Raw genomic sequence first — 22333 nt, 5'->3', positions numbered from 1 at the left:
CCTCTTAGCCAAGTTCGTTGGGATCGAGTGCGCCAGGGATATTTTTAATCTCTTCCCAGCGTTCGCCTTGCAGGCGATAACCTGTTGCCGGTCCGGCATAATCATTAACGTCGTTCACCGCCGAGAGCACTTGTCCACTGCCGACGATAATGGCGGAAGTATGCAGGTAGTCTCCGGTCAGCTTGGCTTTCTGAATGTTGAGCATGTCCTGAGCGACATCCGGGAAGCCGCCTTTGGCAAGCGCTTTCACCACTTCCAGACCGTTACGGTTTTTGTTGATGATGTCCTGCGCGAACTTAATATCTTCAACGATGTTGCGTTCAGGCATATCTTTCGAACCGTGAGCGTAAGTTGCGGCCTCAACCTCTTCATCGGTGATCGGCGGCAACCCCATACCGGCAAAGACGGCCTGTAGCGCGCGGGCAGCTTTATTGCGGATAGCGATAACGTCTTCTTCGCGAACCGGGCGCAGACCGCCGTCGACTTTCAGGTCGCGTTGAATGACGTTGTAATCGTCAAAGTCTTCGGCATCTTCATTAGAGCCGGCGAACATGTTGTCGTAGTTCGGTACCGCGGAATAGCCGGAGGAAATAAAGTCGGTTCCCGGCAGAAACTGCATCAGCAGGCGCGCAGTACGGCGCATATCCGAGTGCGTGAAGGTCTGATCGTTGCTGGAGGCGCATTCCAGATCTAACGACGAGCAGATTAAGTTTTCCGCCAATACGGCGCGGATGCCTGACGGTACCGCGGACGGTACGCCAATACAGCTGACCGATCCGTTTTGCAGCCCCTGAACGCCAGCCGCTTTGGTGATGTAAATGCAGCGCGCTTCCAGATAAAGCATGGATTTGCCTTCGGCATAGCCCATCTGCACTTCTGAGCCGGAGCCGGAGGTAAAGCGCATTTTCAGGCCACGAGAGGCGTAAGAAGAGGCCAAAAAGCCTTTCGACCACGGCGTATCATCGCCATCGGTAAAGACCGGTTCCGTACCGTAAACGGAAATTGTTTCGGCGTAGCAGGTATGGCCCAGCATCCCGAGTTTGAGTTCGGTAGCTTCTTCCAGCGAACACTGGGTCAGTACGCCGGGGCGGCCCACCTGTGAGCCAACAAGAAGGGCAATAGCGTTGAACGGCGCATAACGCGCTACTGCTACCGTTGTCTCCTGTTCATCAAATCCACGCCATGCGCCTTCGGCGGCATCCGCAGCTATCTGTACCGGATTATCTTTGACGTTGGTGACGTGCGCCTGCTGAGAAGGTGTACGACGAGCGCGCATTTTTTGCATCGCCATCATCATCTCAACCACATTCATCTGCGAGACGACTTCGACAATTTTTGCCGGCGTCATGGCGGTAGTGAGTGGAACAATGTCGCTGCGTTTCACATTAGGGTCACACAGCATATTGGCGAGTTTTACGGAGTCCATCGCCATAACTTCTTCCGCTCGCGCCAGATTGATGCCGTAACGGGCAATAAAGTGGTCAATCAGGTCAAAATCACTCACCGGTTTACCGTCTAACTCCGTGACGGCGCCGTTAACGATTTTGATAGACGGTTTTGGGTCGTTCGGGCTTTCCATTGCAATGAAGCCTTCTTCGATCCATTCCTTAACGAAACCGTCCTGGTTTACAGGGCGTTTCGCCAGCGCTTCAAATCTTTTCGATCTCATGAATCAGCCTCACGGATATCAGATATAGGACGGGCGATCGTTTTTCGGTTCGTCACCGAGGGTCGCAAGGACGGTTTTGCCAATTTCACGAGCGGAGATCACGGCCTGACGTACTGCGCCGGAATCGCCGGAAATGACCAGAATCGCTTCGTTGCTAAAGCTGGTGCCGTGTGCCGGAGAGCTATACGCTACGACGTCAACGTTGGCGGATTTCAACGCGGTATCAGCCATCAGTACGCCGACGGAAGCAGGGGCGCCGACAATTACGCCGCAGGCGCGTCCAACTGGCGCGCCAAAGGCTTTTTCAAGCGCATAGCTGGCGCGTGCGGTATATTGCAGCTCGATGTGTCCAGCTTCATTGGCGTAAACATCGCCGAAGGTACGGTCGAGCTCTTTCAGTGCGACTTCGATCCCGCGTTTTACGTCGGAAACGTCGTTTCCGCCTAAAATGATCAGCGATCCGTGACCCGCGCCGCCTTTGGTATCGCGGGGTAGCTCAATACTGACCACCTCAGTGTTAGTCGCTTTGACCGCTTCATCCGCGGCCATAATATGGGGGCCTGCGCCAGTACGGGCGCCAAGAATACCGATGGAGCGGTAGCGTTTTTCGAGTTTCATCGCCTCTAACAAGGCGCTGTCTACATTGGCGATCACCAGACCGATGGTGTCGCCAATCGCGGTACCGACGAATTCCGTTAAACTGCAGCTTTTTTCTGCCATAGCCGTCTCTCGTTTGGGATGGGGGGTATCAGAACTAACCGTTTTTTCCGGCGTCGCCACACGGGCAATCACTTGCGCCATGATCTGTTCCACCAGTTCATTGCTACTCATGGGTTAATTCCTTTTGGTAAGATTTTTTCTACATCGGTATGTGGGCGTGGGATAACGTGTACGGCTTTTACGTCTCCTACATTTCGCGCGGCTGCCGCGCCAGCGTCGGTAGCCGCTTTTACCGCGCCGACGTCGCCGCGAACGATAACCGTTACCAGCCCTGAGCCAATTTTTTCGTAGCCGACCAACATCACATTGGCTGATTTCACCATTGCGTCTGCGGCCTCTATGGCGGCAGTTAAGCCTTTGGTTTCTACCATTCCTAACGCTTCTTGTTGCATAAAGACCTCGCCTGGGTTTTCCCGATAGTGATGACTATAAGAAGATGCGAGGAAAAAGAATGGCTGACTTGCTGTTGAGTATCATAAAATAATGGGGGAACAATATGATTAAATTGCTTTTTGTTTTTATAACTCATTGATAATTAATGTTTAATATATTATTATTTATATGATTATTTTGCTTTTATTATTTCATTTTTACATTTTTGTTAGTGACGGAAGTATTTTTATTTGATATGGCGAAAGACGCAAAATGTGATGCTTATTCGAACTTGATAAGTTGGCTTGCGCAATATTTTATTATTCTCACAGGCGTATTTTATAGCTCATATTTCCCGTATGACGGGCTGATAAAAATATAGGGAAAGCAAAATTTTGCTATCGCAACACGATTTTTCCGGGAGACAGGTCCGCAGGTTGCCAACAATTTACAGGCGGCACTTTTTATAGTGAGGTTAGCTGTACTCTACCGCCAGCCGAAACTTGCGCTGGTCAGGACACGAACTTTGCTCAGAAGGTGTCACATGAATGATTCTCTAAAAGCGCAATGTGGTGCGGAATTTTTAGGCACCGGACTCTTTTTGTTTTTTGGTATCGGTTGTTTGAGCGCGCTCAAAGTCGCAGGCGCCAGCCTCGGATTATGGGAGATTTGCATTATTTGGGGGCTTGGGATTTCACTGGCCGTTTACCTTACGGCCGGGATCTCCGGCGGACATCTTAATCCTGCGGTGACAATCGCGCTGTGGCTGTTTGCCTGCTTTCCCAGGCAGAAAGTATTGCCTTATATTATTGCCCAGGTTGCCGGCGCTTTTGGCGGCGCTCTGCTGGCGTATGCGCTTTATAGTAGCCTTTTTATTGAATTTGAGACTGCGCATCATATGGTGCGCGGTAGCGTCGAAAGTTTGCAATTAGCCAGCATTTTCAGTACCTATCCGGCCGCAGCGCTAAATGTATGGCAGGCGGCGTTAGTGGAAGTGGTAATTACGTCGATTCTGATGGGCATGATCATGGCATTGACGGATGATGGCAATGGCGTTCCTAAAGGGCCGCTTGCGCCTTTGCTTATTGGGATACTGGTTGCCGTTATCGGCGCGTCTACCGGGCCTCTTACCGGTTTTGCAATGAATCCGGCGCGTGATTTCGGCCCCAAACTGTTCACATGGTTAGCGGGGTGGGGGAACATGGCGATGAGCGGTGGGCGAGAGATCCCTTACTTTATCGTGCCGATTGTCGCGCCTGTTATCGGCGCCTGTGCCGGAGCGGCCATATATCGCTATTTTATTGGTAAGAATTTACCTTGTAATCGCTGTAAACCGGAAGAAAATGCGAACCAGATTCACAGCAATGATGTATCGTAAAAACAGGTGAGATAATTTCGTGATCTGCTTTCACGAACTGATCAAAACGTCTCCCTGCAATGGGAGACTTTTGGTATTGTCATTGTACTTTTTATCAGGGCCAGGATAATGGTAATAAAAAGTGAATGTAAATAATGTGTTTTGTTTATAACAATAAATTAACTGAGGGGTTTTATCATGATTTCTGCGAGCGCTCTGAACTCAGAACTCATTAATAAAATCGCACAGGATTTTGCACAAGCCACCGGTCTGGCGGTTGTGGTTGTCAATATTCATGGTGATGAAATATCTGAGCTATTCAATTTCACGCCGTTTTGTCAGTTGATGCGGCAACATCCCCAGCATAGTACACGTTGTCGTATGAGCGATCGCTGCGGGGGACTGGAGGCATCGAAGTCCGATCAACCCTGTATTTATCGTTGTCATGCCGGGCTAACGGATTTTTCTATTCCGCTGGTAATTGCAGGGCATTTAGTTGGCTTTGTTTTATGCGGACAGGTTCGATTAAGTAATGACGTGGAACTGGTAGACATTCTTAATGTCGACGATCGCTGGCAGGCTGACCCTGAGCTGTTGAATGAATTTCGGAATGTGCCAGAGATGGACTATTCACGAGTTATCGCTTCCGCCGATCTGCTTAAACTGATCGTTGAGAATTGCCTGAAAAAACAACTCAATTTTGTGGTTATCAAAGACAATCCGCAGAAATCGGAAACAAACAAAACCGCTCGTGGCCCCAGCCCGCATGACAGTAAAATGAAAAAAGCGCTTCGCTATATTGATGCGCATTTGTCCGACGATCTTCGTCTGGAGGATGTCGCTTCACATGTCTATCTCAGCCCCTATTATTTCAGTAAGCTATTCAAGAAATATCAGGGGATCGGATTTAATGCGTGGGTGAATCGCCAAAGGATGGTTAGCGCCAGAGAATTGCTTTGCCATAGTGACTGGAGTATTGCCAGTATTGCACGTAATTTAGGCTTTTCGCAAACCAGCTATTTTTGCAAAGTCTTCCGCCAGACCTATCAGGTTACACCGCAGGTTTACCGCCAGCAGATAAATGAGAGTTCTCACCCTCCATCGATATAAGTAGCAATATTTTGCTATTGCCGATTTTTGATAGTGTTTTGTATCTTAATCATTTCAGAAAGAAAATTTATCTGGTGTAACAATAAATTGTCATAGCGCAACAAAATAATAAAATTTAGGGCATAAACTGCACCAGTTTTTATTTTTGTGATGAAGTACAGTGTTAGGAAAGATAAGTTTTATTACGCTTTGTCGACACGTTCTATCGTCAATATACCGGTAAGGATGAGTAGATTAACGTCAGATGAGCAACCGCTCAGGCTATTGCTCACAGAAATGTAAAATGTAGCACATTATTAATTGCCGTTATGGGTGTGCCGTACAGCCATAACGTAAACCAACAGGTTTGCCACATTTGTGGTAGGGAAGGGGGTGAAAATCCCCCGCAGCCCCCGCTGCTGTGATGCTGACGACCCCGTAAAGACCACTGATCGCAAGATTGGGAAGGACGGGCGAGGAGGACGCTAAGCCAGAAGACCTGCCTGTCGGTGATAACCAACAACTTCGGTGGGAAGTGGGTTGCGAAGACGCGTACAGTCGAAAGACTGAACATGCGCGTACCTGTATACCCCTACCACCCTGAACAGGATCAGGGTAATGGCGGCAAGGCATCACGCATTTATTCTTGCAGGCACAGGAAGCGGTTGTGGCAAAACCACGGTGACGCTTGGTTTGCTGAGGCTGCTGCAAAAACGCGCGCTGCGCGTACAGCCGTTTAAAGTTGGGCCAGATTACCTTGATACCGGCTGGCATACCGCTATCTGTGGCGTGGTGTCCCGTAATCTTGACAGTTTCATGCTTCCTCCTCCTGTTCTCAACGCCTTATTTTGCGAACAAATGCAGCGGGCGGATGTCGCCGTCATTGAGGGGGTCATGGGGCTGTATGACGGCTATGGCGTCGACCCCAATTATTGCAGTACAGCCGCAATGGCAAAACAGCTTGGCTGCCCGGTCATACTACTGGTGGACGGCAAGGCTGTTTCAACGTCGCTTGCGGCTACCGTTATGGGATTTCAGCACTTCGACCCGACCCTCAACCTCGCGGGCGTGATTGTGAATCGCGTCACTAGCGACGCCCACTATCAGCTCCTCAAAAATGCCATTGAACATTATTGCTCACTGCCGGTACTGGGGTATGTCCCTCCTTGCGACGGCGTCGCATTACCTGAACGCCACCTGGGGTTGATTACCGCCAGAGAATCCCTCGTCAATCAGCAATCATGGCATGATTTTGTCGCTACGCTGGAACAAACAGTGGATGTGGATGCGCTACTCTCGCTGAGTCTGTTATCAGCGCTTCCGGCGGGAACGTGGCCTGAACGCCCAGGTAAAACGGCGGGGGCAGGGCTGACGCTTGCTCTGGCGGATGATGAAGCCTTTAACTTTTATTACCCCGACAACATCGATTTGCTGGAACGTGCCGGCGTTAACATTGTGCGTTTTAGCCCACTGCATGACCGCATATTGCCTGACTGTCAGATGATCTGGCTGGGCGGTGGATATCCTGAATTATACGCCGCGGATCTGGCGGCAAATACGATGATGTTAAAACATTTGCGGGCTGCGCATCAGCGCGGCGCGGCGATTTATGCGGAGTGTGGCGGTCTGATGTATCTGGGGAGCACTCTGGAGGATAGCGGCGGAGAAATTCATCAGATGGCGGATATTATCCCCGGCCACAGCAAAATGGGTAAGCGACTTACCCGCTTTGGTTACTGTGAAGCGCGGGCTATGCAGCCAACGCTATTGGCGGCGCCTGGCGAGATAGTGCGCGGCCATGAATTTCACTACTCAGATTTTATCCCCGAAACACCCGCCGTTATGGCCTGTCGTAAGGTTCGCGATGACCGCGTGTTACAGGAATGGACTGGCGGCTGGCAGACAGGCAACACGTTTGCCAGCTACCTGCATGTCCATTTCGCCCAGCGTCCGGAAATGTTGCAGCACTGGCTGGCGGCGGCGAGGCGCGTATCATGACGATCCTTGCCTGGTGTATCGCCTGGGTGCTGGATTTTATCATCGGCGACCCTCAACACTGGCCTCATCCGGTACGCTGGATAGGTCGTTTAATCACGTTTGTGCAGCGAATTGTGCGTCGCTATTGTCACAGCGACAAAGCGCTGCGGATTGGCGGCGGCGTAATGTGGATTGTGGTTGTCGGGGCGACCTGGGGCATGGCGTGGGGCGTACTGGCGCTGGCGCAGCGGATTCATCCCTGGTTTGGCTGGAGCGTCGAAGTCTGGATGATCTTTACCACGCTGGCCGGACGCTCTCTGGCCCGCGCCGCGCAGGAGGTTGAACGACCGTTACGGGAGGACGACCTTGCGGAAAGCCGAATAAAACTCTCCTGGATCGTCGGGCGCGATACGTTGCAACTTCAGCCAGAGCAGATCAATCGCGCCGTGGTGGAAACGGTTGCAGAGAACACCGTTGACGGCATTATCGCGCCGCTCTTTTTCCTCTTTCTCGGCGGCGTGCCGCTGGCTATGGCCTACAAAGCCGTCAATACCCTGGATTCAATGGTGGGCTACAAACATGAAAAGTATCGGGCGATTGGTATGGTTAGCGCCCGTATGGACGACGTAGCGAACTATCTTCCCGCCCGACTGAGCTGGCTGTTGCTGGGCATTGCGGCAGAACTTTGTCGCCTGAGTGGTTGGCATGCGCTGCGTATTGGCTGGCGTGACCGTTATAACCACAGTAGCCCAAATTGCGCCTGGTCGGAAGCCTGTGTGGCCGGCGCCTTAGGTATCCAGCTAGGTGGCCCAAATAGCTACTTTGGCGAGCGTGTGGACAAACCCTGGCTCGGCGACGCGCAGCGCGATATTTCCGTAGACGATATTTCCCGAACGATTCGATTGATGTGGGTCGCTTCAACCCTGGCGCTGGCGCTGTTTATTGCGGCACGGTGCTGGTTATCTGGCGTGGCCTGAGGACGACAGTATGCATTATATCCAGCAGCCCCAAACCATTGAGGCCAATAGTTTCACCATTATTAGCGACATTATTCGCGAAGCGCATCCCGATTACCGTTTCGCCAGTCCGCTCCATGAGGCCATTATCAAGCGGGTTATCCATACCACCGCCGATTTCGACTGGCTGGACATTTTGTGGTTCTCTGCTGATGCGCTGGAGCAGCTTTGTGATGCGCTACGCCATCCGTGCATTATTTATACCGATACCACGATGGCGCTGTCCGGCATTAATAAAAGATTGCTGGCGACGTTTGGCGGCGAGTGTCGTTGTTATATCAGCGATCCGCGCGTGATACGCGCCGCAAAAACGCAGGGGATTACCCGTTCAATGGCTGCTGTTGATATTGCTATCGACGAGGAGGAGAAAAACAAAATCTTTGTTTTCGGCAATGCGCCGACGGCCCTGTTCCGTTTGCTTGAGCATAACGTGACGGTGAGCGGCGTGGTGGGTGTACCGGTAGGCTTTGTTGGCGCTGCGGAGTCCAAAGAGGCGCTCACCCATAGCCATTTCCCCGCGATTGCCGCGTTAGGGCGTAAAGGCGGCAGTAACGTAGCCGCCGCTATCGTCAATGCGCTGCTTTATCACCTCCGGGAGGCTTGATGAGCGAGCTTTCTTTTGACGCGCCGGTCTGGCATCACGGTAAAGCGTTACGTAAAGGATATACCACCGGTTCCTGCGCGACGGCGGCGGCAAAAGTCGCCGCGCTGATGGTATTGCGTCAACATCTAATTCATCAGGTTTCCATCGTCACGCCGTCGGGCGTCACGCTATGCCTGAACGTGGAGTCGCCGCACATTGAAGGCCAGCAGGCGATAGCCGCAATTCGTAAAGATGGCGGCGATGACGTGGATGCCACGCACGGGATGTTGATTTTTGCCCGCGTTACGCTCAACGACAGCGGTGAGATTACGCTCACTGGCGGCGAAGGTATTGGTACGGTAACGCGTAAAGGGGTCGGACTGCCGCTCGGGAGCGCCGCTATCAATCGTACGCCGCGCCATACCATTGAGTCTGCGGTGCGCGAAGCGATAGGCCCGGCGCGTGGGGCCGATGTGGAGATTTTTGCCCCGGAAGGCGAAGCGCGGGCGCAAAAAACGTATAACTCGCGGCTTGGCATTCTTGGCGGCATTTCCATTATTGGCACTACCGGCATTGTGACGCCGATGTCGGAAGAAAGCTGGAAACGCTCGCTATCGCTGGAGCTGGAGATCAAACGGGCGTCAGGATTAACGCGGGTGATACTCGTGCCGGGCAATCACGGCGAACGGTTTGTTCGCGAACAAATGGGCGTCGACACACAGGCGGTCGTCACCATGAGCAATTTTGTCGGCTACATGATTGAAGAGGCGGTACGGCTGGGATTTCGCCAGATAGTGCTGGTGGGTCATCCTGGAAAATTGATCAAAATCGCTGCCGGGATCTTCCATACCCATAGCCATATTGCCGATGCGCGGATGGAAACGCTGGTCGCGCATTTAGCTCTACTGGGCGCGCCGCTGGAGTTACTCACTCTGGTCGGCGATTGCGATACCACCGAAGCGGCAATGGAGCACATTGAAGCATATGGCTTCGGGCATATCTACAACCATCTTGCCAGGCGTATTTGTTTGCGAGTCATACAGATGCTGCGTTTTACCAAAACGCTGCCTGTCTGCGACGCCATCCTGTTTTCTTTTGATAACCATATTCTCGGTAGTAATCGTCCCGTCGATGAGATTGCTAAGGAGCTGCAATGCTAACGGTCGTGGGAATGGGGCCCGCCGGACGGCATTTGATGACGCCTGCGACGCTGGAAGCGATAGACCATGCCGATGCGCTGGCAGGCGGTAAACGCCATTTGGCGCAGTTTCCGACGTTTGGCGGCGAACGATTTACGCTGGGCGCAGATATTGGCGCGTTGTTGTCCTGGATTGCCGCCCGTCGGGATAAACGGATCGTGGTGCTGGCCTCCGGCGATCCGCTGTTTTATGGCATCGGTACGCGCATGGTGGCCCATTTTGGTATTGAGCATGTTCGCATTATCCCAGGGATCAGCGCCGTACAGTATCTGTGCGCGCAGGCTGGAATTGATATGAATGACATGTGGTTGACCAGTAGTCACGGTCGTTGCGTCAGCTTCGAGCAACTGGCGAGCCATCGCAAAGTGGCGATGGTCACGGACGCCCGCTGCGGCCCGCGGGAAATCGCGCGGGAACTGGTCGCGCGCGGTAAAGGGCATCGCTTAATGGTGATTGGTGAAAATCTGGCGATGGAAAATGAGCGAATCCACTGGCTACCTGTCAGTGCGGTGAACGCCGACTATGAAATGAGTACAGTGGTGATCCTTGATGAAAGATGAGCTTTTTCTGCGCGGCGAGAACGTGCCGATGACCAAAGAGGCAGTACGGGCGCTGGCACTGTCGAAACTTGAGCTCCACCGCGCCAGTCACCTGCTTGACGTCGGGGCGGGAACGGGAAGCGTCTCAATTGAAGCGGCGCTGCAATTTCCTTCGTTGCAGGTGACGGCTATTGAGCGCAATCCCGCCGCGTTACGGTTGCTTGATGAGAATCGTCAGCGCTTTGCCTGTGGCAATATCGATATTCTCCCCGGCGAAGCGCCAATGACCATAACCAGGAAAGCCGATGCGGTGTTTATGGGCGGCAGCGGCGGGCATTTGACGGCGCTGATTGACTGGGCGATGCGCCATATGCATCCCGGTGGCCGTCTGGTAATGACCTTTATCTTGCAGGAAAACCTCCATGGCGCTCTGGCGCATCTTGCGCGCATCGGTGCATGCCGAATGGACTGTGTACAGCTTCAGCTCTCATCGTTAACGCCGCTGGGGGCGGGACACTATTTCAAACCGAACAATCCTGTTTTTGTTATCGCCTGTCAGAAGGAAGAAAACCATGTCTGAGACATTTGATCCACGCTGTGTGTGGTTCGTCGGCGCCGGGCCGGGCGATCGCGAGCTGATCACGCTTAAAGGATACCGTCTGCTGCAACAGGCGCAGGTAGTTATCTATGCTGGTTCGCTGATCAATACCGAACTGCTGGATTACTGCCCCGCGCAGGCAGAACGCTACGACAGCGCCGAACTGCATCTTGAGCAGATTATCGAGCTGATGGCGGCGGGCGTGAAAGCGGGAAAAACGGTGGTGCGTTTGCAAACGGGCGATGTCTCGCTGTATGGCTCCGTACGTGAGCAAGGCGAAGCGTTAACCCACCGCGGTATTGACTGGCAGGTAGTGCCTGGCGTCAGCGCGTTTCTCGGCGCTGCGGCGGAGCTGGGCGTGGAATATACCGTACCGGAGGTATCGCAGAGTCTCATTATTACCCGTCTGGAAGGGCGTACGCCAGTACCGGCGCGCGAACAACTGGAGGCTTTCGCCAGTCACCAGACGTCGATGGCGATTTATCTCTCCGTTCAGCGTATTCACCGGGTGGCGGAACGTCTCATTGTCGGCGGTTATCCGGCAACTACGCCTGTCGCGGTCATCTATAAGGCTACCTGGCCGGAAAGCCAGACCGTTCGCGGCACGTTAGCGGATATTAGCGACAAAGTACGTGATGCTGGCATCCGTAAGACGGCGCTGATCCTGGTCGGGAATTTTCTGGGTAAGGAGTATCACTACTCAAGACTCTATGCAGCGGACTTTAGCCATGAATACCGTAAAGCCTGAATCCATTGCGTTGTTTTGCTTGACGCCCGGCGGTGTGGCGCTGGCAAAGAGACTTGCCGCGATGCTGCCGTTAACCTGCTTTACCAGTGAAAAACTGCGGGAAGAGGGATTTATTCCCTTCGACGGCGGATTCGCTAATACCGCGCGGCAGGCTTTTACCACCTATACCGCGCTCATTTTTATCGGCGCGACCGGCATTGCCGTTCGTGTCCTGGCGCCGTTAGTGAACGACAAGTTCAGCGATCCGGCGGTGGTCGTCATTGATGAACGTGGTCAGCATGTCATTAGCCTGCTTTCCGGTCATGCGGGCGGGGCCAATGCCTTGACGCGCTACCTGGCAGGAATGTTAGGCGCCGATCCGGTGATTACCACGGCAACGGATATCAATGAGATGTCCGCGTTGGACACCTTAGCTTTCCAGCTTAATGCCCGCATGACTGATCTTCGAACGGCGGTAAAAACCGTTAACCAGATGTTGGTCAGTCATCAACGTGTGGGGTTATGGTGGGATGCCGAACTGACGGAAGACATCGGCCAGTGCGATATTCGCGGTTTTATCCCTGTTGATGATTTGCAGTGGTTGCCTGAACTGGATGCGCTGATCTGCGTCTCTTTGCGTAATGACCTCCCTGAGCTTCCCGTACTGCACTGGAAACTGGTGCCCCAGCGCGTGGTGGCGGGAATTGGCTGTCGCCGCGATACGCCATTTCCCCTGTTAGCGACATTACTGGCGCGCCAGCTTGAAGCGCAAAAACTCGATCCGCTGGCGTTAAAAGCGATTGGCAGCGTCACGCTCAAAAAAGGGGAGCCGGGGCTTATTCAGCTCGCCTCCTGCTGCCGCGTGCCTTTTAAAACCTTTACCGCCGAAGCGTTGCGCGAATTCGAACACCATTTTCCTGGTTCTGGCTTCGTCAGAAAAACGGTGGGCGTTAGCAGCGTATCCGGCCCGGCAGCGTGGTTATTAAGCCAGGGACAATTGTTAGGCGAGACCCTGCGAGAACAGGGCGTCACTATTACTTTAGGAGTTGCACACTGATGTTGAGCGTAATTGGTATTGGCCCCGGTTCGCAGGCAATGATGACGATGGAGGCTATCGACGCGCTTCAGGCGGCGGAAATCGTCGTGGGCTACAAAACCTATACCCATCTGGTTAAAGCATTCACCGGCGACAAACAGGTGATCAAGACCGGCATGTGTAAGGAGATTGAACGCTGCCAGGCGGCTATTGAACTGGCGCAGGCCGGGCATAACGTAGCGCTAATCAGCAGCGGCGATGCGGGGATTTACGGCATGGCGGGTCTGGTGTTGGAACTGGTCGGCAAGCAGAAACTGGACGTTGAGGTGCGGCTCATTCCTGGCATGACCGCCAGCATCGCCGCCGCCTCTTTACTGGGCGCGCCGCTGATGCATGACTTCTGCCATATCAGCCTGAGTGATTTGCTCACGCCGTGGCCGGTTATTGAAAAACGTATTGTCGCTGCCGGAGAAGCAGACTTTGTTATCTGTTTTTACAACCCGCGTAGCCGCGGGCGCGAAGGGCATCTGGCGCGCGCGTTTGAACTGCTTGCCGCCAGTAAAAGTGCGCAAACGCCGGTTGGTGTGGTGAAATCCGCTGGACGTAAGAAAGAGGAAAAATGGCTGACTACGCTCGGCGATATGGATTTTGAACCGGTAGATATGACCAGTCTGGTCATTGTCGGTAATAAAACGACCTATGTTCAGGATGGGCTGATGATCACGCCGCGAGGTTACACGCTGTGAAAGAGGGGGAGGTGCTGGTGGTGGGCGGTACCAGCGATGCGCGCGCGTTATGCCGACAACTGGATGCGGCGAAAGTCGCATACACCTTATCCGTGGCGACGCCAGCCGGAAAAGCGCTGGCTGGCGATATTAAAGGACAGGTGCGCTGCGGTCGTCTGGAGTACGGGCAGATGGTCGCCTGGCTAAAAGAAAACCGCACTCGCTGGGTAATAGACGCATCGCATCCCTATGCGGAAATGGTCAGCCATAACCTCCTTCGCGCCTGTGAAACGGCGGGAGTGTTGTTAAGTCGTTATCAGCGTCCGGATCAGCTTAGCAATCTGACGCATCCGCTTCTCTATACGGCGCGCAGTATTGCCGATGCCTGCGAGATAGCGAGGCGTTTTGGTCCGCGCGTTTTACTGACGACCGGCAGTAAAGATTTGGCCGTCTGGCGTGCCGGACTGGCGGAAAAAACGTTGCTGGCGCGCGTACTGCCCGTGGCGGAGGTGATTCAACGCTGCAGCGAACTGGGGTTCGGCGTTGGAGAGATTTTCGCACTGTGCGGGCCGTTCAGCGCTGATTTCAACGCCGCGTTTTACCACCAATGCCGGGCCGACGTGGTCATTACCAAAGCGTCCGGCGCGGAGGGGGGATATCAGGAAAAAGTCCGGCCCTGTCTGGATGCGGGCATTCCCTGCATCGTTATTGCGCGCCCGACGCCGCTCGTGACGGGTGATGAATTACTGGAAAGCCAGGCCGCCTTTGCGCAGCGTTTATCGCGCTGGCTGGCCGCAGCTAAGGAGTAAAAATGAAAAAAGCGCTTCTGGTGGTCAGTTTTGGCACCAGCTATCACGACACCTGTGAAAAAAACATTGTGGCGTGCGAGCGTGATCTGGCGGCGTCCTGTCCCGATCGCGACCTGTTTCGCGCCTTCACTTCCGGAATGATCATTCGCAAGCTTCGCCAGCGTGACGGTATCGACATCGATACGCCATTCCAGGCTTTGCAAAAGCTTGCTGCACAGGGATATCAGGACGTGGCGATTCAGTCGTTGCACATTATTAACGGCGACGAATATGAAAAAATTGCCCGTGAAGTACAAACCTTGCGTCCGTTATTTACTCGCCTGACTCTGGGCGTGCCGCTGCTGAGCAGCCATAACGATTATGTGCAGCTAATGCAGGCGTTGCGACAACAGATGCCATCGCTCAGACACACGGAGAAAGTCGTTTTTATGGGCCACGGCGCCAGCCATCATGCATTCGCAGCTTATGCCTGCCTCGATCATATGATGACCGCGCAGCGCTTCCCGGCGCGCGTCGGCGCCGTAGAAAGTTATCCAGAGGTCGATATCCTGATCGACAGCCTGCGTGACGAAGGTGTCACCGGCGTACATTTGATGCCACTAATGCTGGTGGCGGGCGATCACGCCATTAATGATATGGCTTCAGACGACGGCGACTCATGGAAAATGCGCTTTAACGCGGCGGGCATTCCGGCGACGCCGTGGCTGAGCGGGCTGGGAGAAAACCCGGCTATCCGGGCGATGTTTGTCGCGCATTTGCGTCAGGCGCTGAACATGGCGGTAGAGGAGGTGGCATGAACGGTAAATTATACGCATTAAGTACCGGGCCTGGCGCGCCCGATCTGATTACCGTTCGCGCAGCGCGGATTCTTGGCGCGCTGGACATTCTGTATGCGCCCGCTGGTCGTAAGGGCGGCGATAGTCTGGCGCTGTCGATTGTGCGCGACTATCTCGGCGAGCAGACGGAAGTACGTTGTTGCCATTTCCCTATGAGTACTGACAGCGCCGAGAAAGAAGCGGTCTGGAACGAGGTTGCCGCCGCGCTTACCGCAGAGGTAGGGGCTGGTAAACAGGTCGGTTTTATTACCCTTGGCGATGCGATGCTATTCAGTACCTGGATTTTTTTACTCCAGCGTATCGGTTGCCCGGCGTGGCTGGAGATTGTCCCCGGCGTCACCTCCTTCGCCGCGATAGCCGCCCGGACGAAAATGCCGCTCGCCATAGAGCAGCAATCGCTGGCGGTTATTTCTTGTACCGCGCCGGAAGCGGAAATAGCCCAGGCGCTACAACAGCATGATAGCCTGGTGTTGATGAAAGTGTATGGCCGGTTCGCCCGTATTAAAGCGTTGCTGGCGCAGGCTGGCCTGCTGGAGTGCGCCTTAATGATGTCCGAGGCCACGCTGCCCGGCGAGCAGTGCTGGCGTCATCTCCACGAGGTCAACGATGATCGACCGTTGCCCTATTTTTCGACCATTCTGGTCAACAAACAGTGGGAGTATGCAGAATGAAACTTGAACAGCAGCTTAGACAGTTGTCTTTCAGTGGACTGGCTGCAGCGCTATTGCTGATGGTTGTCCCGCAACAGGCGTTTGCGATGCATATCATGGAGGGTTTTTTACCGCCAGTGTGGGCGCTGGCCTGGTGGTTACTGTTTTTACCCTGCTTGTGGTATGGGCTGGTGCGCTTACGGCGTATTGTGCAGGAGGATAATCATCAGAAGGTACTGTTGGCGCTGTGCGGCGCGTTTATTTTTGTCCTGTCCGCGCTCAAAATTCCGTCGGTAACGGGGAGTTGTTCACATCCGACCGGCGTTGGTCTGGCGGTTATCTTGTTCGGGCCCGGGGTGGTGGCGATTCTCGGCGCGGTTGTGCTGCTGTTTCAGGCGCTGTTGCTGGCGCACGGCGGTCTGACGACGCTTGGCGCAAACGGAATGTCGATGGCGGTGATTGGTCCGGTTGTCGGTTATCTGGTGTGGAAGATGGCCTGTCGCGCCGGACTGCGCCGCGATGTCGCCGTTTTTCTGTGCGCGATGCTGGCGGATTTGGCAACCTATTTTGTGACTTCAGTCCAGCTTGGCGTTGCGTTTCCCGATCCCCATGCCGGAGCGACAGGGTCTGTTGTGAAGTTTATGGGGATTTTCTGCCTCACACAGATTCCTGTCGCCATTGCCGAAGGTTTATTAACCGTCATGATTTATGACCAGTTAACCAAACGGCAATTGATTACCGTACAAGGACATTAAAATGAAAAAAACGTTGATGTTGTTAGCGATGGTGGTGGCGCTGGTGATTCTGCCGTTTTTTATTAACCATGGCGGTGAATATGGCGGTTCAGACGGCGAAGCGGAAAGCCAGATTCAGACTATTGCGCCGCAGTATAAACCCTGGTTTCAGCCGCTGTATGAGCCTGCCAGCGGTGAAATTGAAAGCCTGCTGTTTACCCTTCAGGGCTCTCTCGGCGCGGCGGTGATTTTCTATATTCTGGGTTACTGCAAAGGTAAACAACGCCGTGATGACCGGGCTTGACCGACTCAGCTATCAAAGCCGCTGGGTACACGTTGCGCCGCAGCGCAAGTTTTTGCTGTGGCTGGCGATGATGATACTGGCGTTTGTTCTGCCGCCTGTGGGGCAGGGTATTGAGCTGCTGATCATTGCCGGATTGAGCTGTTGGCTATTGCGGATATCCCTCTGGCGCTGGTGTCGATGGATGGCGATACCTTTGGGATTTTTGTTGGTCGGCGTGATAACGATTATCTTCAGCATCAGCCGCGAGCCGCAAATGCTGCTGGCTGGCGTATCTGTCGGGCCGTACTGGATCGGGATTACCCGTGCGGGCGTGGTCACGGCGAATGCAACGTTCTGGCGTAGCCTGACGGCGCTGGCCGCGACTCTGTGGCTGGTGATGAATCTACCGTTTCCGCAGTTAATTAGTCTGCTTAAACGCGCGCATGTTCCACGCCTGCTTACCGAGCAAATCCTGTTAATGTGGCGCTTTATCTTTATTCTTCTGGATGAGGCGGTGGCAATCCGTCGCGCGCAAACGCTGCGTTTTGGTTATTGCAGTCTGCCTAACGGCTATCGATCTCTGGCGATGCTGGCTGGACTCCTGTTTACGCGGGTGTTAATGCGTTATCAGCAAATGACCACCACGCTGGATATCAAACTGTATCAGGGTGATTTTCACCTGTAAGGACTATTATGCTTGCCACTTCAGACCTGTGGTTCCGTTATCAGGATGAGCCGGTACTTAAAGGGTTAAATCTGGATTTTTCGCTCTCGCCTGTTACCGGTTTGGTGGGCGCGAACGGTTGTGGGAAGTCTACGCTTTTTATGAACCTGAACGGCCTGTTGCGCCCGCAAAAGGGCGCCGTGTTGTGGCAGGGAAAACCGCTGGATTACAGTAAACGCGGACTACTGGCGCTGCGCCAGCACGTTGCGACGGTTTTTCAGGACCCCGAACAGCAGATTTTTTATACTGATATCGATAGCGACATTGCGTTTAGTTTACGTAATTTGGGCGTGCCGGAGGCGGAAATCACGCGCCGCGTCGACGAGGCGCTAACGCTGGTTGATGCTCAACATTTTCGTCATCAGCCCATTCAGTGTTTGAGTCATGGGCAAAAAAAACGTGTGGCTATCGCCGGAGCGCTGGTGCTACAGGCACGCTATCTATTGCTGGATGAACCCACTGCCGGTCTCGATCCCGCGGGGCGTGCCCAGATGATCGCTATCATCAGGCGGATTGTGGCGCAGGGAAATCATGTCATTATCTCCAGCCATGATATCGATCTTATTTATGAAATTAGCGATGCCGTATACGTGCTACGCCAGGGCCAGGTCCTGACGTATGGCACGCCTGACGAGGTTTTCGCGTGTACGGAAGCGATGGAACAAGCGGGGCTAACCCAGCCCTGGTTGGTCAAACTTCATACTCAACTGGGACTGCCGCTGTGTAAAACAGAAACGGAGTTTTTTCATCGAATGCAAAAGTGCGCATTCAGGGAGGCGTCATGACGCAGGCAGTTATGTTGCAAGGGACGGCATCCGACGTCGGCAAAAGTGTGCTGGCGGCGGGTTTATGCCGCATTTTTTATCAGGATGGTCTGCGTACCGCACCGTTTAAATCGCAAAATATGGCGCTTAATTCTGGTATTACGCCGGATGGTAAAGAGATGGGGCGGGCGCAGATTTTTCAGGCGGAAGCCGCGGGGATCACGCCAGATGTGCGTATGAATCCGGTGCTGCTCAAACCGACCAGCGATCGCCAGGCGCAGGTCGTGCTGATGGGGAAAGTGGCGACCAATATGGATGCGGTCAGTTACCATGACTATAAACCGCATTTGCGTGAGCAAATTCTTGCGGTCTATAACAGCCTGGCGCAGGAATATGACGTTATTGTTCTGGAAGGCGCCGGAAGCCCGGCGGAAATCAATCTGCGCGATCGTGATATCGTCAATATGGGAATGGCGGAAATGGCCCAGTGTCCGGTTATTCTGGTGGCGGATATCGACCGGGGCGGCGTATTCGCCGCTATTTATGGCACGCTGGCACTGCTGCATAAACAGGAGCGTGACAGAGTAAAGGGCGTCATTATCAACAAATTCCGCGGCGACGTGGCGCTGCTCTATTCCGGTATCGAACAAATCGAATCGCTTACCGGCGTCCCGGTCCTGGGAGTGATGCCGTGGCTGGATGTGGATCTGGAAGATGAAGATGGCGTCGCGCTGCAAAACGATAAATATCGCGGTAACGCCCCCCGTGATATCACTATTGCCATTGTGCAACTGCCACATATTTCTAACTTTACGGATTTTAACGCTCTGGCGGCGCAGCCGGATGTGCGCATACGCTATATTCGCCGCCCGGAAGCGTTGACTGACGTTGACCTGGTGATCCTGCCGGGTAGTAAGAACACGCTGGGCGACCTCGCCTGGCTGCGCGAAAGCGGGATGGCGGATGCGGTATTGCAGACACATCGACAGGGCGTGCCGGTGATGGGAATTTGCGGCGGCTACCAGATGCTGGGCGACACCATTGTGGATGAGGTGGAGTCGGGGCTGGGTACGCAGCCGGGCCTGGGGCTGCTTAATACGATCACTCGCTTTGCACAGGATAAAACCACGACGCAGGTTAACGCGACAATGTCAGGCGAGCTGCCCGGCTGGTTGGCTGCCGCGGCGGGGCTACCGGTACGCGGTTATGAAATCCACATGGGGGAAACGGTGCTGCAGGAAGGATGCTGTACGGCTATGACGTTACAGAAAAATGGATGCTCTGTGGCGGATGGCGCGGTCACCGCCGACGGACTGGCGTTTGGCACTTACCTTCACGGCCTGTTTGACAGCGATGCGTTTACCCGTGCGGTGGTCAATGGCTTACGGGCGCGAAAAGGACTTGCGCCGCGGGAAACGGCTTTTTGTTATGCGGAGCATAAAGCGCGGCAATTTGATCTGCTGGCGGAGGCGATGCGGCAACATATTGATATTGATAAAATTTATACCATCATGCAACAGCACCAGGAGCCAGTATGATGATTCTGGTGACGGGCGGGGCGCGTAGCGGAAAAAGCCGCCATGCTGAAACCTTAATTGGCGATGCGCCGCAGGTACTGTATATCGCCACCTCGCAGATTCTTGATGACGAGATGGCGGCGAGAATTCAGCATCATAAAGATGGTAGGCCGGCACACTGGCGGACCGCAGAATGCTGGCGGCATCTTGATACGTTGATTACCGCGGATCTTGCCCCTGACGACGCGATTTTGCTGGAGTGTATGACCACGATGGTGACGAATCTGCTGTTTGCGCTGGGAGGAGAAAACGATCCCGAACAGTGGGATTACGCGGCGATGGAGCGTGCCATTGACGATGAAATTCGGATTTTAATTGCAGCCTGCCAGCGCTGCCCGGCGAAAGTGGTACTGGTTACAAATGAGGTGGGAATGGGGATCGTCCCGGAAAACCGTCTGGCGCGCCATTTTCGTGATATTGCCGGTCGGGTAAACCAACGACTGGCGGCAGCGGCGGATGAGGTCTGGCTGGTAGTCTCAGGTATTGGAGTCAAAATTAAATGAGTAAGCTGTTTTGGGCCATGCTCGCTTTTATTAGCCGCTTGCCCGTGCCGTCGCGTTGGTCGCAGGGACTGGATTTCGAGCAGTATTCGCGCGGGATTGTGATGTTTCCCTTTGTCGGGTTGATTCTGGGGGGGCTCAGCGGCCTGGTTTTTATCCTCCTGCAACCCTGGTGCGGTATTCCGTTGGCGGCGTTGTTCTGTATTCTGGCGTTGGCGCTGCTGACCGGCGGTTTTCATCTGGATGGTCTGGCCGATACCTGCGATGGCATTTTTTCCGCGCGCCGTCGTGAGCGGATGCTGGAGATTATGCGCGATAGCCGTCTGGGAACCCACGGAGGGCTGGCGCTTATTTTTGTGCTACTGGCAAAAATTCTGGTCATCAGCGAACTGGCGTTACGCGGAGCGCCAATGTTGGCGGCGCTGGCAGCGGCTTGTACGGCTGGACGCGGCAGCGCCGTTTTATTGATGTACCATCATCGTTACGCCCGTGAAGAGGGGCTTGGCAACGTATTTATCGGTAAAGTCAGCGGACGGCAAACCTGCGTTACGCTGGGATTGGCGGTAATCGTCGCCACGGTATTGCTGCCCGGTATGCAGGGACTGGCCGCAATGGTGGTCACACTCACGGCGATTTTCATCCTCGGCCAGTTGCTTAAACGTACGCTTGGCGGGCAAACCGGCGATACGCTGGGCGCGGCGATCGAACTTGGCGAACTGATCTTTCTGCTGGCTCTGTTATGAGCCGATTATTACGGACGAGACATCTTATGCAGACACTACACGCTTTACTCCGTGACATTCCCGCGCCGGATGCCGACGCGATGACGCGGGCGCAGCAACATATTGACGGCCTGCTCAAACCGCCGGGCAGCCTGGGGAGACTGGAAGCCTTAGCTGTTCAGCTCGCAGGAATGCCGGGTCTTCACGGTGCGCCGCAGGTAGGCGAAAAGGCGATGCTGGTGATGTGCGCCGACCATGGCGTCTGGGATGAAGGCGTGGCGGTTTCGCCCAAAATCGTGACGGCGATTCAGGCGGCGAATATGACGCGGGGAACAACCGGCGTATGCGTGCTTGCCGCTCAGGCCGGTGCGAAGGTGCATGTCATTGATGTCGGTATTGATGCCGAACCTATTCCTGGCGTAGTTAATATGCGCGTCGCGCGCGGCTGCGGAAATATCGCCGTTGGCCCGGCGATGAGTCGCTCTCAGGCTGAGGAGCTTTTGCTGGCGGTTTCCCGCTACACTTGCGACCTGGCGCAACGCGGCGTGACCTTATTTGGTGTGGGGGAGCTGGGAATGGCGAACACTACGCCAGCCGCCGCGATGGTCAGCGTTTTTACAGGAAGTGATGCAAAAGAGGTGGTGGGGATTGGCGCGAATCTTCCGCCTTCCCGTATAGATCATAAAGTGGAGGTCGTGCGGCGGGCGATTGCGATTAATCAGCCCGATCCGCGTGATGGCATTGATGTATTGTCGAAGGTAGGTGGTTTTGATCTGGTCGGGATGACCGGCGTGATGCTTGGCGCGGCAAGGTGTGGTTTACCCGTATTGCTGGACGGTTTTCTTTCCTACTCGGCAGCGCTGGCGGCCTGTCAGATTGCGCCTGCGGTCAGACCTTACCTGATCCCGTCGCACTTTTCGGCGGAAAAGGGCGCCCGCATCGCGCTCGCGCATCTGGCGATGGAGCCCTATTTACATATGGCAATGCGGTTAGGTGAAGGGAGCGGCGCAGCGCTGGCGATGCCTATCGTGGAGGCCGCGTGCGCGATGTTCCACAACATGGGAGAGTTGGCGGCCAGTAATATTGTCCTGTCGGAGGAAAACGCAAACGCAACATAACCCCGGAGC

At 54.3% G+C, this 22333-nt stretch carries 25 protein-coding genes and 1 riboswitch; of the genes, 22 read left to right on the top strand and 3 right to left on the bottom strand.

Translation table 11 applies throughout. The features are described from left to right. Positions 1-4: 4 nt before the first annotated feature. The 3 genes from pduC to pduA are packed head-to-tail and all read right to left on the bottom strand — an operon-like array spanning position 5 to position 2781. Positions 5-1669 carry a propanediol dehydratase large subunit PduC gene (pduC, locus tag F4V72_RS18525; RefSeq protein WP_001256883.1) on the bottom strand — a complete coding sequence of 555 codons (1665 nt, stop codon included), beginning with the start codon at positions 1667-1669 and terminating at the stop codon, positions 5-7. 18 nt (positions 1670-1687) lie between these two features. Then, on the bottom strand, positions 1688-2500 hold the full coding sequence (pduB, locus tag F4V72_RS18520; RefSeq protein ID WP_023245833.1) for a propanediol utilization microcompartment protein PduB: 813 nt from the start codon (positions 2498-2500) through the stop codon (positions 1688-1690). Next, positions 2497-2781, bottom strand: a complete 285-nt coding sequence (pduA, locus tag F4V72_RS18515; protein WP_001183617.1) for a propanediol utilization microcompartment protein PduA — start codon at positions 2779-2781, stop codon at positions 2497-2499. The genes pduB and pduA overlap by 4 nt, the downstream gene beginning before the upstream one ends. Before the next feature lie 524 nt (positions 2782-3305). On the opposite strand from pduA, the gene pduF reads away from it, so the two are divergent. The 22 genes from pduF (at position 3306) to cobT (ending at position 22324) form a co-directional block, all read left to right on the top strand. Next, entirely contained in the window at positions 3306-4139 is an 834-nt protein-coding gene (gene pduF, locus F4V72_RS18510; RefSeq protein ID WP_023245832.1) for a propanediol diffusion facilitator PduF, read from the top strand. Between the two features lie 177 nt (positions 4140-4316). Continuing rightward, entirely contained in the window at positions 4317-5228 is a 912-nt protein-coding gene (pocR, locus tag F4V72_RS18505) for a transcriptional regulator PocR (protein ID WP_023245831.1), read from the top strand. 325 nt (positions 5229-5553) lie between these two features. Beyond that, a riboswitch (cobalamin riboswitch) is annotated at positions 5554-5728 on the top strand. 97 nt (positions 5729-5825) lie between these two features. After that, complete coding sequence (locus F4V72_RS18500) at positions 5826-7205, top strand: cobyrinate a,c-diamide synthase (RefSeq protein WP_053528899.1); 1380 nt, start codon at positions 5826-5828, stop codon at positions 7203-7205. After that, positions 7202-8161: an adenosylcobinamide-phosphate synthase CbiB gene (cbiB, locus tag F4V72_RS18495; RefSeq protein WP_136058214.1), complete on the top strand. Its 960-nt coding sequence runs from the start codon at positions 7202-7204 to the stop codon at positions 8159-8161. The genes F4V72_RS18500 and cbiB overlap by 4 nt, the downstream gene beginning before the upstream one ends. 10 nt (positions 8162-8171) lie before the next feature. Continuing rightward, positions 8172-8804, top strand: a complete 633-nt coding sequence (locus tag F4V72_RS18490) for a cobalt-precorrin-8 methylmutase (protein ID WP_053510292.1) — start codon at positions 8172-8174, stop codon at positions 8802-8804. Continuing rightward, the gene (cbiD, locus tag F4V72_RS18485; protein ID WP_070801783.1) at positions 8804-9943 is read left to right on the top strand and encodes a cobalt-precorrin-5B (C(1))-methyltransferase CbiD; all 1140 of its coding nucleotides are present in this window, start codon (positions 8804-8806) and stop codon (positions 9941-9943) included. Before F4V72_RS18490 ends, cbiD begins: the two co-directional genes overlap by 1 nt. After that, the gene (locus F4V72_RS18480) at positions 9937-10542 is read left to right on the top strand and encodes a cobalt-precorrin-7 (C(5))-methyltransferase (RefSeq protein ID WP_136058215.1); all 606 of its coding nucleotides are present in this window, start codon (positions 9937-9939) and stop codon (positions 10540-10542) included. Before cbiD ends, F4V72_RS18480 begins: the two co-directional genes overlap by 7 nt. Next, positions 10532-11101, top strand: coding sequence for a decarboxylating cobalt-precorrin-6B (C(15))-methyltransferase (locus F4V72_RS18475; RefSeq protein WP_080070533.1), 570 nt, complete (start codon positions 10532-10534; stop codon positions 11099-11101). The genes F4V72_RS18480 and F4V72_RS18475 overlap by 11 nt, the downstream gene beginning before the upstream one ends. Next, entirely contained in the window at positions 11094-11867 is a 774-nt protein-coding gene (locus F4V72_RS18470; RefSeq protein ID WP_070803866.1) for a cobalt-precorrin-4 methyltransferase, read from the top strand. Before F4V72_RS18475 ends, F4V72_RS18470 begins: the two co-directional genes overlap by 8 nt. Next, positions 11848-12903, top strand: coding sequence for a cobalt-precorrin 5A hydrolase (gene cbiG / locus F4V72_RS18465; protein ID WP_080070532.1), 1056 nt, complete (start codon positions 11848-11850; stop codon positions 12901-12903). Before F4V72_RS18470 ends, cbiG begins: the two co-directional genes overlap by 20 nt. Continuing rightward, complete coding sequence (locus tag F4V72_RS18460; RefSeq protein ID WP_023249083.1) at positions 12903-13628, top strand: precorrin-3B C(17)-methyltransferase; 726 nt, start codon at positions 12903-12905, stop codon at positions 13626-13628. The genes cbiG and F4V72_RS18460 overlap by 1 nt, the downstream gene beginning before the upstream one ends. Beyond that, positions 13625-14416 carry a cobalt-precorrin-6A reductase gene (locus F4V72_RS18455; protein ID WP_023249082.1) on the top strand — a complete coding sequence of 264 codons (792 nt, stop codon included), beginning with the start codon at positions 13625-13627 and terminating at the stop codon, positions 14414-14416. The genes F4V72_RS18460 and F4V72_RS18455 overlap by 4 nt, the downstream gene beginning before the upstream one ends. Before the next feature lie 2 nt (positions 14417-14418). Next, the gene (gene cbiK, locus F4V72_RS18450) at positions 14419-15213 is read left to right on the top strand and encodes a sirohydrochlorin cobaltochelatase (RefSeq protein ID WP_136058216.1); all 795 of its coding nucleotides are present in this window, start codon (positions 14419-14421) and stop codon (positions 15211-15213) included. Further along, a complete protein-coding gene (locus F4V72_RS18445) occupies positions 15210-15923 on the top strand; it encodes a cobalt-factor II C(20)-methyltransferase (RefSeq protein ID WP_070801780.1) in 714 nt (237 codons plus the stop codon). The genes cbiK and F4V72_RS18445 overlap by 4 nt, the downstream gene beginning before the upstream one ends. After that, positions 15920-16657, top strand: a complete 738-nt coding sequence (cbiM, locus tag F4V72_RS18440) for a cobalt ECF transporter S component CbiM (RefSeq protein ID WP_053510279.1) — start codon at positions 15920-15922, stop codon at positions 16655-16657. Before F4V72_RS18445 ends, cbiM begins: the two co-directional genes overlap by 4 nt. A gap of 1 nt (position 16658) precedes the next feature. After that, entirely contained in the window at positions 16659-16940 is a 282-nt protein-coding gene (locus F4V72_RS18435; RefSeq protein ID WP_023249078.1) for an energy-coupling factor ABC transporter substrate-binding protein, read from the top strand. Further along, positions 16927-17604, top strand: a complete 678-nt coding sequence (locus F4V72_RS18430; RefSeq protein ID WP_023249077.1) for an energy-coupling factor ABC transporter transmembrane protein — start codon at positions 16927-16929, stop codon at positions 17602-17604. The genes F4V72_RS18435 and F4V72_RS18430 overlap by 14 nt, the downstream gene beginning before the upstream one ends. A gap of 8 nt (positions 17605-17612) precedes the next feature. Then, the gene (locus tag F4V72_RS18425) at positions 17613-18428 is read left to right on the top strand and encodes an energy-coupling factor ABC transporter ATP-binding protein (RefSeq protein WP_023249076.1); all 816 of its coding nucleotides are present in this window, start codon (positions 17613-17615) and stop codon (positions 18426-18428) included. Further along, positions 18425-19945 carry a cobyric acid synthase gene (locus F4V72_RS18420; protein ID WP_136058217.1) on the top strand — a complete coding sequence of 507 codons (1521 nt, stop codon included), beginning with the start codon at positions 18425-18427 and terminating at the stop codon, positions 19943-19945. Before F4V72_RS18425 ends, F4V72_RS18420 begins: the two co-directional genes overlap by 4 nt. Beyond that, the gene (gene cobU, locus F4V72_RS18415) at positions 19942-20487 is read left to right on the top strand and encodes a bifunctional adenosylcobinamide kinase/adenosylcobinamide-phosphate guanylyltransferase (RefSeq protein WP_136058218.1); all 546 of its coding nucleotides are present in this window, start codon (positions 19942-19944) and stop codon (positions 20485-20487) included. Before F4V72_RS18420 ends, cobU begins: the two co-directional genes overlap by 4 nt. Then, on the top strand, positions 20484-21227 hold the full coding sequence (gene cobS, locus F4V72_RS18410; protein ID WP_053510273.1) for an adenosylcobinamide-GDP ribazoletransferase: 744 nt from the start codon (positions 20484-20486) through the stop codon (positions 21225-21227). The genes cobU and cobS overlap by 4 nt, the downstream gene beginning before the upstream one ends. 26 nt (positions 21228-21253) lie before the next feature. Then, positions 21254-22324 (top strand): nicotinate-nucleotide--dimethylbenzimidazole phosphoribosyltransferase, encoded by a 1071-nt coding sequence (cobT, locus tag F4V72_RS18405; RefSeq protein WP_114048905.1) that lies wholly within the window; start codon positions 21254-21256, stop codon positions 22322-22324. Positions 22325-22333: the final 9 nt, after the last annotated feature.

It is taken from the genome of Salmonella enterica subsp. diarizonae (genome assembly GCF_008692785.1).
Lineage (GTDB): Bacteria > Pseudomonadota > Gammaproteobacteria > Enterobacterales > Enterobacteriaceae > Salmonella > Salmonella diarizonae.
The sequence above is the reverse complement of the archived record's forward strand: the minus strand, read 5'-3'. Positions and strand labels throughout refer to the sequence as shown.

What these genes read in the sequence shown, in the direction of transcription:
- pduC (WP_001256883.1), bottom strand. Translation starts at nt 1,669, where the DNA reads ATGAGATCGAAAAGATTTGAAGCGCTGGCGAAACGCCCTGTAAACCAG.
- pduB (WP_023245833.1), bottom strand. Translation starts at nt 2,500, where the DNA reads ATGAGTAGCAATGAACTGGTGGAACAGATCATGGCGCAAGTGATTGCC.
- pduA (WP_001183617.1), bottom strand. Translation starts at nt 2,781, where the DNA reads ATGCAACAAGAAGCGTTAGGAATGGTAGAAACCAAAGGCTTAACTGCC.
- pduF (WP_023245832.1), top strand. Translation starts at nt 3,306, where the DNA reads ATGAATGATTCTCTAAAAGCGCAATGTGGTGCGGAATTTTTAGGCACC.
- pocR (WP_023245831.1), top strand. Translation starts at nt 4,317, where the DNA reads ATGATTTCTGCGAGCGCTCTGAACTCAGAACTCATTAATAAAATCGCA.
- F4V72_RS18500 (WP_053528899.1), top strand. Translation starts at nt 5,826, where the DNA reads ATGGCGGCAAGGCATCACGCATTTATTCTTGCAGGCACAGGAAGCGGT.
- cbiB (WP_136058214.1), top strand. Translation starts at nt 7,202, where the DNA reads ATGACGATCCTTGCCTGGTGTATCGCCTGGGTGCTGGATTTTATCATC.
- F4V72_RS18490 (WP_053510292.1), top strand. Translation starts at nt 8,172, where the DNA reads ATGCATTATATCCAGCAGCCCCAAACCATTGAGGCCAATAGTTTCACC.
- cbiD (WP_070801783.1), top strand. Translation starts at nt 8,804, where the DNA reads ATGAGCGAGCTTTCTTTTGACGCGCCGGTCTGGCATCACGGTAAAGCG.
- F4V72_RS18480 (WP_136058215.1), top strand. Translation starts at nt 9,937, where the DNA reads ATGCTAACGGTCGTGGGAATGGGGCCCGCCGGACGGCATTTGATGACG.
- F4V72_RS18475 (WP_080070533.1), top strand. Translation starts at nt 10,532, where the DNA reads ATGAAAGATGAGCTTTTTCTGCGCGGCGAGAACGTGCCGATGACCAAA.
- F4V72_RS18470 (WP_070803866.1), top strand. Translation starts at nt 11,094, where the DNA reads ATGTCTGAGACATTTGATCCACGCTGTGTGTGGTTCGTCGGCGCCGGG.
- cbiG (WP_080070532.1), top strand. Translation starts at nt 11,848, where the DNA reads ATGAATACCGTAAAGCCTGAATCCATTGCGTTGTTTTGCTTGACGCCC.
- F4V72_RS18460 (WP_023249083.1), top strand. Translation starts at nt 12,903, where the DNA reads ATGTTGAGCGTAATTGGTATTGGCCCCGGTTCGCAGGCAATGATGACG.
- cbiK (WP_136058216.1), top strand. Translation starts at nt 14,419, where the DNA reads ATGAAAAAAGCGCTTCTGGTGGTCAGTTTTGGCACCAGCTATCACGAC.
- F4V72_RS18445 (WP_070801780.1), top strand. Translation starts at nt 15,210, where the DNA reads ATGAACGGTAAATTATACGCATTAAGTACCGGGCCTGGCGCGCCCGAT.
- cbiM (WP_053510279.1), top strand. Translation starts at nt 15,920, where the DNA reads ATGAAACTTGAACAGCAGCTTAGACAGTTGTCTTTCAGTGGACTGGCT.
- F4V72_RS18435 (WP_023249078.1), top strand. Translation starts at nt 16,659, where the DNA reads ATGAAAAAAACGTTGATGTTGTTAGCGATGGTGGTGGCGCTGGTGATT.
- F4V72_RS18430 (WP_023249077.1), top strand. Translation starts at nt 16,927, where the DNA reads ATGACCGGGCTTGACCGACTCAGCTATCAAAGCCGCTGGGTACACGTT.
- F4V72_RS18425 (WP_023249076.1), top strand. Translation starts at nt 17,613, where the DNA reads ATGCTTGCCACTTCAGACCTGTGGTTCCGTTATCAGGATGAGCCGGTA.
- F4V72_RS18420 (WP_136058217.1), top strand. Translation starts at nt 18,425, where the DNA reads ATGACGCAGGCAGTTATGTTGCAAGGGACGGCATCCGACGTCGGCAAA.
- cobU (WP_136058218.1), top strand. Translation starts at nt 19,942, where the DNA reads ATGATGATTCTGGTGACGGGCGGGGCGCGTAGCGGAAAAAGCCGCCAT.
- cobS (WP_053510273.1), top strand. Translation starts at nt 20,484, where the DNA reads ATGAGTAAGCTGTTTTGGGCCATGCTCGCTTTTATTAGCCGCTTGCCC.
- cobT (WP_114048905.1), top strand. Translation starts at nt 21,254, where the DNA reads ATGCAGACACTACACGCTTTACTCCGTGACATTCCCGCGCCGGATGCC.